Annotated in this window: 8 protein-coding genes; 1 reads left to right on the top strand and 7 read right to left on the bottom strand. The window is 41.3% G+C overall.

Going from position 1 to position 7,960, the window contains the following annotated elements:
• The first annotated feature begins 118 nt into the window (after positions 1-118).
• Positions 119-1,387 (top strand): chloride channel protein, encoded by a 1,269-nt coding sequence (locus CSX02_RS07530; protein ID WP_330399487.1) that lies wholly within the window; start codon positions 119-121, stop codon positions 1,385-1,387.
• Between the two features lie 22 nt (positions 1,388-1,409).
• Here CSX02_RS07530 and CSX02_RS07525 read toward each other — a convergent pair whose 3' ends face one another.
• From CSX02_RS07525 to trpE, 7 genes are read right to left on the bottom strand one after another with little or no spacing between them, the layout of a single operon-like run.
• Positions 1,410-1,982: a biotin transporter BioY gene (locus tag CSX02_RS07525; RefSeq protein ID WP_034219429.1), complete on the bottom strand. Its 573-nt coding sequence runs from the start codon at positions 1,980-1,982 to the stop codon at positions 1,410-1,412.
• Positions 1,983-2,039: 57 nt separating this feature from the next.
• Entirely contained in the window at positions 2,040-3,083 is a 1,044-nt protein-coding gene (gene trpD / locus CSX02_RS07520) for an anthranilate phosphoribosyltransferase (protein ID WP_099386220.1), read from the bottom strand.
• Positions 3,084-3,099: 16 nt separating this feature from the next.
• On the bottom strand, positions 3,100-3,894 hold the full coding sequence (gene trpA, locus CSX02_RS07515; RefSeq protein WP_099386219.1) for a tryptophan synthase subunit alpha: 795 nt from the start codon (positions 3,892-3,894) through the stop codon (positions 3,100-3,102).
• 29 nt (positions 3,895-3,923) lie between these two features.
• Positions 3,924-5,111 (bottom strand): tryptophan synthase subunit beta, encoded by a 1,188-nt coding sequence (gene trpB / locus CSX02_RS07510; RefSeq protein WP_099386218.1) that lies wholly within the window; start codon positions 5,109-5,111, stop codon positions 3,924-3,926.
• Positions 5,112-5,113: 2 nt separating this feature from the next.
• Positions 5,114-5,890 (bottom strand): indole-3-glycerol phosphate synthase TrpC, encoded by a 777-nt coding sequence (gene trpC, locus CSX02_RS07505; RefSeq protein ID WP_099386217.1) that lies wholly within the window; start codon positions 5,888-5,890, stop codon positions 5,114-5,116.
• 10 nt (positions 5,891-5,900) lie between these two features.
• Positions 5,901-6,479: an anthranilate synthase component II gene (locus CSX02_RS07500; protein WP_099386216.1), complete on the bottom strand. Its 579-nt coding sequence runs from the start codon at positions 6,477-6,479 to the stop codon at positions 5,901-5,903.
• A complete protein-coding gene (trpE, locus tag CSX02_RS07495) occupies positions 6,476-7,897 on the bottom strand; it encodes an anthranilate synthase component I (protein ID WP_099386215.1) in 1,422 nt (473 codons plus the stop codon). Before trpE ends, CSX02_RS07500 begins: the two co-directional genes overlap by 4 nt.
• Positions 7,898-7,960: the final 63 nt, after the last annotated feature.

Here is a 7,960-nt window from a genome sequence, read left to right as displayed (position 1 = left end):
AAATCTCTGCGCATCCTCGCGGAGCGTTTATCTCAGTCGGAGATTGTAACCCCGACTGAGGTAAATTACTTTTTCGGGTTTTTCTTGTAATGAAATAGAAATATGATAGTATAAATTTATGATGAACAAAGAAATGATATTAGACAGAACACAAAAAACAACACGAAGATTATTCACTTCTGTAAAATGGGTAATATTTGCATTGCTCACAGGCGCGGTCGTCGGTGGCATCGCAACACTCTTCCATCACGGAATGGCATACGTCACGCAATTGCGTGGACAATATCCGTGGCTGATTTATTTTTTACCTCTGGGTGGACTGGTCATTGCAGGACTTTACCATTTACGAAAAATCGAAAAAGATCTGGGAACCAATGCGGTAATCAATGCCATTCAATCTGATAAAGATGATGTTCCTTGGGATATGGCACCTTTGATGTTTATCTCAACGATTATCACGCATTTGTTTGGTGGTTCCGCCGGACGTGAGGGCGCCGCTTTACAGATTGGCGGAAGCCTTGGCTGTACTCTTGGAAAGATCTTTCGATTCGATCAAAAAGATAAACATATTATGATTATGTGCGGAATGAGCGCTGCATTTTCGGCTTTGTTTGGCACACCAATGGCAGCCGCGGTTTTTTCTATGGAAATGATCAGCGTCGGCGTAATGTATTATGCGGCCTTTGTACCATGTGTCATCAGTTCTCTGGTAGCTCATGCGGTTGCGATTCATTTTGGTGTATCTTCGGAGCTGTTTCTCATCGATCATATCCCGCAATTTGATATCAAAAACGCATTGATTATTTCTCTGCTCGCAGTTTTGACCGCATTGCTGTCCATCTTCTTTTGTATCATTTTGCATGGGACCGGTGAATTATATAAAAAGATTTTCAAAAATCCGTTTCTGCGTGTGTTTGCAGGCGGATGCCTGATCATTCTTCTGACCACGATTGTCGGCGAACAGCGATACAACGGAACCGGTATCACGATTATCGGTGAATGTATCAACGGAACGGTTCGACCGGAAGATTTTATTTTAAAAATAATTTTCACTGCTTTGACATTGGGCGCAGGATACAAAGGCGGAGAAATTGTCCCATCCTTCTTCACCGGAGCCGCATTCGGATGTTTATTCGGTAATTTAATCGGATTTTCACCAATGTTATGTACCGCAATCGGTATGGTTTCGTTATTCTGCGGAGTGACCAACTCGCCAATCACTTCTCTACTAATCAGTTTTGAATTGTTTGGCTATGACGGAATGCCTTATTTCTTGCTAAGTGTTGCACTCAGCTATATGTTTTCCGGCTATTATGGTTTATATCGAAGTCAAAAAATCATTTATTCCAAATACAAAACCAATTATATCAATCGAACAACCAGATAAAAAAAGTGTCTGATGCAATGCATCAGACACTTTCTTTTGCTTCCATATTGTCAAATAAATGTGCAGCCTGTAATGCTCTTTGCAAGATCATACTCATTGCCAAAGCACCTACCACAGAAATAACATCTTTCAACAAATATGGCAGTGAACCATATACAAATGCCATTTTTACGCTCAAATGTGCCACTGACATCAATCGTAAAGCTCCAATCAAATGACATACTGCCAATCCAAGGATTCCCAGGATTCCGGAATAAACCATTCCGATTTTTCCACGATTGAGGTCTTTACCGACTCCGCAGAGAAAAGCCATTCCCACAAATCCAATCAAATATCCGCCTGACGGGCCGACGATAACGCCTACACCGGAAGACATCTGTGCAAAAACCGGTACACCGATTGTGCCGAGCAATAAGTAAAGGAAGACTGCGATGGTGCCGTCTCTCTTTCCAAGCAGATATCCGCTCAAAGCAACCGCGAAGGTCTGCAATGTAAACGGAACCCCCCAAGGAGTTGGAATTGTTAAAATGGAAACCGCTGCAATGATTGCTGTCATAATCGAAATCATGCAAATTTGTCGAATAGAAAATTTCATTTTTGTTCCTCCCTTAATCAATTTTCTATCCTACTATATTTGATTCAGCGCTAAATGTCAACCCACATTTTCAATTAGGTTAACATTTGAAAGCTGAATCACTTCTTCCAACTTTGCATAGGCTTTTCCACTGTCAATCAATTCTTCAGCAAGCTTGACACCCTCAGCAAAGGATGATGCTTTTCCACCGATATATAGAGAAGCTCCCGCATTCAGTAATACTGTCTGCCGCTTTGGTCCCTGTTCTTTTCCGGTTAAAATATCGATGGTAATCTGCGCATTTTCTTCCGGAGTGCCACCCTTCAAATCTTCTTTGGAGCAACGGGTAAAACCAAAATCTTCCGGACAGATATCATATGACTGATAAGTTCCATTATGAAATTCACAGACAAAGGTAGGGCCCACCATTGAAATCTCATCAAGCTTTTCACGACCAAATACAACCATACCGTCTGATACGCCAAGTTCATATAATACTCTTGCAAGCGGTTCCACCAGAGATTCATCATATACACCGAGCAATTGACGCTTTGGATGAATCGGATTCGTCAATGGTCCAAGAATATTAAAGACGGTTCGAAATCCCAGTTCTCTCCGGATTCCTCCCACATACTTCATTGAGGAATGATACAACTGCGCAAAAAAGAAACAGAAGCCGGTCTTGTTCAACAATGCAAAGGCCTGATTTGGATCCAGGTTGATATTAACGCCCAATGCTTCCAGGCAGTCGGCTGTACCGCTCTTTGAAGATGCTGCACGATTACCGTGTTTTGACACATGCATTCCGGCAGCAGCTGCAATGAATGCAGAAGTGGTTGAAATATTAAAGCTTCCTGCATTGTCTCCGCCGGTACCTACAATTTCAAAGGTATCAAGATCGCCGGATTGAACCGAAAGCGCATGCTCTCTCATGGCAGCCGCACAACCTGCTATTTCATCTTTGGTTTCTGCTTTTGTGTTCTTCGTAGACAGGGCTGCAAGAAAGGCTGCATTCTGTGTTGCAGTCGTCTCGCCATCCATAATTTCATTCATGACCGTATATGCTTCTTCATAGGTCAAATCTTCTTTTTGCACAATTTTGATAATCGCTTCTTTAATCATGGTAAACCTCCCGATATTATTTGTTTGTGTTATTTAAATCCTGTTTAAATTTAGTTACATAATCAGATGCGACTTTTGAATCGTAATTTGAAGTACGCATCAGGTCAATGAAATGGGTGCCGACAATCGCACCATCGATATCCGATATAAACGGACTGACATCTTTTGCATCGCGAATACCAAATCCCATCATCACCGGAATCTTTGATTTTGATTTAATCATGGATAAATAATTTTTCACCTCCTTATGGAAATCAGCAGCCTGACCGGTCACTCCCATTGAAGAAACACAATATACAAAACCTTTTGCATCTGAAAGAATCTGATCTACACGATCGTTCGACACCGGAGATACCAGTTGGATCAAAATCGTATCATCCGACAAAAATGTTTTCAGTTCATCCTGTTCTTCCATCGGCAGGTCCGGAACGATCAATCCGTCTATGCCGCATGCCTTGCATTGAACTGCAAATTCTTCCGGTCCATAATGTAAAATCGTATTATAATAAAGCATAAATACAATTGGTACATTCACATTTTCCTCACGCAATTCTTTCATCATCGCAAATGTTTTGTCAATGGTTGCACCGTTTTGAATTGCCTCAAAAGAAGCTTGCTGAATCACCGGTCCATCCGCAATCGGATCCGAAAACGGAACACCGATTTCGATTACATCGATGCCCGCCTCTTCCTGCGCTTTCACAAGTTTCTTGGTTGTATCGTAATTTGGTAATCCGGCTGTCATATATGTGATAAATGATTTGACACCATTGCTTATATTCTGATTTAATCTTTGTTCGATTCGATTCATTTTCCTGTCCTCTCTATTCCGGTCTGTCATTAATTCAAATATCCTTTGCCATCCAGATAATCTGCGATGGTATGTACATCCTTATCACCACGGCCGGAGAGACATACAATCATTGACTGATTTTCTGTCATATTGGCAGCATATTTGCATGCATATGCAACTGCATGTGCGCTTTCAATTGCCGGGATGATTCCTTCTAACCGGGTCAACTCCATCAGTGCATCCATTGCTTCCATATCCGTAACAGCAACATATTCAGCACGCTTGCTATCTTTCAGAAAAGCATGTTCCGGTCCAACCCCAGGATAATCGAGTCCTGCAGAAATGGAATGAGCCAATTGTACATTTCCATTCTCATCCTGCAGTAAATACGATTTCATTCCATGCAATACCCCCGGTTTGCCGAGCGCCATTGCAGAGGCATGTTCCCCTGTTTCAATTCCTTTGCCGGCTGCTTCCACACCAATCAGTTTCACATCTTTTTCTTCAATAAAATCTGCAAACATTCCAATTGAATTGGATCCGCCTCCGACGCAAGCCATTACCACATCCGGTAAACGGCCTTCAACTTCATAATGCTGCTTCTTGGCTTCCCTACTGATGACAGACTGGAATTCTTTGACCATTTTCGGATATGGATACGGGCCTACCGCAGAACCGATGATATAGAAGGTATCTTCCGCCACCTTGGCCCATGTACGAATTGCCTCATTGGTCGCATCTTTTAAGGTATTGCTTCCACTCTCGACAGACACCACTTTTGCACCAAGCATTTCCATACGCATAACATTCAGTTTCTGTCTTGCGATATCTTCCTTTCCCATAAAGACCGTACATTCCATTCCAAATAGTGCAGCTCCGGTTGCGGTTGCAACTCCATGCTGACCGGCCCCGGTCTCGGCGATAACTTTTTTCTTGCCCATTCTCTTGGCAAGCAGAATCTGTCCGAGCACATTATTGATTTTATGTGCGCCGGTATGATTTAAGTCTTCTCGTTTTAAATAAATCTTGGTTTTATATTTTTCACTCAAACGCTGTGCATAGTAAAGAGGTGTTTCTCTACCAACATACTGCTTCAGATAATAATGAAATTCTTCCATAAATTTCGGATCGTGAATTGCTTCTTCAAAAGCCTCATCAACTTCTTTCAATGTATTCATCAAAGATTCAGAAACATATTGTCCACCGAATTTTCCGTAATAAGCTTTCTGGTTCATAGTTATAATCCTTTCCAATGTAATGCCAGTTCTTTTGGGTTTGCCGATTCCATAAAAGCGCGTCCTATCAGGAATCCATCCACATGACAATTCTTTAATTCAATAATATCATCATCATTTAATATTCCACTTTCAGATATTAATACCTTGTCTTCCGGAACATAATGACGAAGTCGTTTGGTATTGTCCAGCGATATCTGAAAATCTTTCAAATTCCGATTATTAACACCGATGATGCGTGGATTGATTTTTAATGCACGCTCCATTTCCTGCTCATCATGTACTTCCACGAGCACATCAAGCTCCAGACTTTGAGCCAGCTGATAATAATCAGCCAGTTGCGCATCATCCAAAATCGCTGCTATCAAAAGTATCGCATCTGCGCCAATGTGTTTTGCTTCATAGATCTGATACGGATCAATAACAAAGTCTTTTCTTAAGATCGGCAGATCCGTCAGTTTACGGATTTGTATCAAATCATTTGCACATCCAAGGAAATGATCTTCCTCTGTCAGACATGAAATACAGTCTGCCGCATCATTATATTCTGCAATTCTTGTAGTAATATCAATTTGACTTTCGATTTTGCCAAGAGACGGAGATGCTTTTTTGCATTCCCCTATAATGGAAATCTGAGTTTTTTTCAAAGCCTGATAAAAACTATCTTTGCAACGTGTCTTTGTAGTCTCCCCCAGGTTTATCATTTCTTTCATCGGGATTAAATTTTTTTGTTCTTTTAGCCGGTTCTTCTTGTCCGCAACAATCGTATCAAGTATCATTTCATTCTCCTCATTCAGTCCTTTGTCTGATATTTAAAAAATTCTCAATCAATCGCTTTCCATGTTCCGTGTAAATTGATTCCGGATGAAACTGTAATCCGTATACCGGATAATCATTATGACGGATGGCCATGATTTCATGATCCTCCGTCTGCGCAATCACTTTCAAACATTCCGGTAAATAATCAGATAAGATTGCCAGAGAATGATACCTTGCCACTTTAATCGGAGAATCAATTCCCTGAAAGAGCAAATCGTCATCCAGTTGAATCAGTGATTGCTTTCCATGCAGAAGCTGTTTTGCATAACTGACAGTACCGCCAAATGCTTCTCCGATGCATTGATGTCCGAGACAAATACCAAGGATTGGAATCCGATCATAAAATTTTTGAACCAGCCCCACGCATATTCCGGCTTCTTTCGGAGATTTCGGCCCAGGTGAGAGTATAATTCTATCCGGATTTAATTTCTCGACCTCATCAAGTGTAATCTCATCATTTCGTACAACTTTGATATCGGGATCAAATATTCCGATATATTGATAAAGATTGTATGTAAACGAATCATAGTTGTCTATCATCAAAATCATAAGTCATTCTCCTTTACCAAAGTTTTCGCCAGCGCCATCACTTTATTGCAGCATTCCATATATTCTTTTTGCGGATCGGAATCAGCCACAATTCCTGCACCGGCTTGAAGATATACTTTGTTTTGTTTCTTAATCATCGTACGAATCGTGATGCAAAAATCCATATCACCGGAAAAATCAATATATCCTGTCGCACCGCCATACGCACCTCTTCGCACCGTTTCAAGTTCATCGATGATTTCCATCGCCCGGATTTTTGGAGCACCGCTCAATGTTCCGGCAGGAAGGAAGGAGCTGACCAGATCAAATGGATGATAGATTCCTTTTTTGCGCCCTTCAACCATGGAAACGATATGCATCACATGCGAATAATTTTGTACTTCCATAAATTGTGTCACTTTGACCGTTCCAAACTCGCTGACGCGTCCCATATCATTTCTGGCCAGATCCACGAGCATGACATGCTCAGCACGCTCTTTTTCATCCTGAAGCAAATCATCCTTTAACAATGCATCCTCCTGTGCGTCTGCACCGCGAGGTCTGGTTCCGGCAATCGGACAGGTATAGATATGATTGCCCTGCTGTTTCACGATCATCTCAGGAGATGAACCGATGATTTCAAATTCGCCAAAATTAAAATAATACAAATATGGAGAAGGATTCAGTTCTCTTAATTTCTTGTACAAATCAAATCCGTTTTGCTTTGTCTCCACTGTCCAGCGTTGTGATAAAACTGTTTGGAAGATATGACCTTCACGGATATATTCTTTTATTTTTTCAACCTTGGCACAATATTCTTCCAGTGAATCGGACTGCTTTACAATCTTTCCGTCACAGTCCGGATTGATTACCTGATTCCGGGAATTACATTTGCGTGCTCTGTCAATCAAATTCTGTGCTTGTGATAATGCTTTTTGCTCACCGTATTCGCTGTCTTCCTCCAATACGACTGCCGTCATGGTTTCAGCAACATGATCAATCATGATAAATTTCGTCATCAGCATCATTTGAATGGTTTCGATTCCGATTTCATCCGGATTCTCATCCGGAAGCTTTTCGGTATAACGAATGAAATCGTAACCGAGGTTGCCGACCAGTCCGCCCGAGAATGATAATTCGTCATTGGTTTTAATAATTTCAAATTCATCATAATATTCTTTCAGACGCTCCACCGGATTGCCAGTCCGTACTTCTACGCTGCCATTCTTCTTTTGAATAATCAGTGAATTGCCTTTGCTTGAAATGATTTCATCCGGTTCTTCCCCAAGGAATGTATAGCGGTCATAATTTTTGTCATAACTTTCAAGCAAAAATCCGATGCCATCTCCAACAATGGACTCATAAATTCCTATTGCCGTTTCATTCACAATACTAACTGTTTTTTTGTACACTTTTAGTCGTCTCATACTGCTCTCCATTTCATTCAAGTCTCGCTCGCGAGACTTGGCGCGAGATTTGCGTCAGCGTAGCTGACATATTTC

The sequence above is a fragment of the Agathobacter ruminis genome (assembly GCF_002735305.1).
GTDB classification, from domain to species: domain Bacteria; phylum Bacillota; class Clostridia; order Lachnospirales; family Lachnospiraceae; genus Roseburia; species Roseburia ruminis.
Note: the sequence above shows the minus strand (reverse complement) of the source record. Positions and strands in the feature narration are given on the sequence as shown.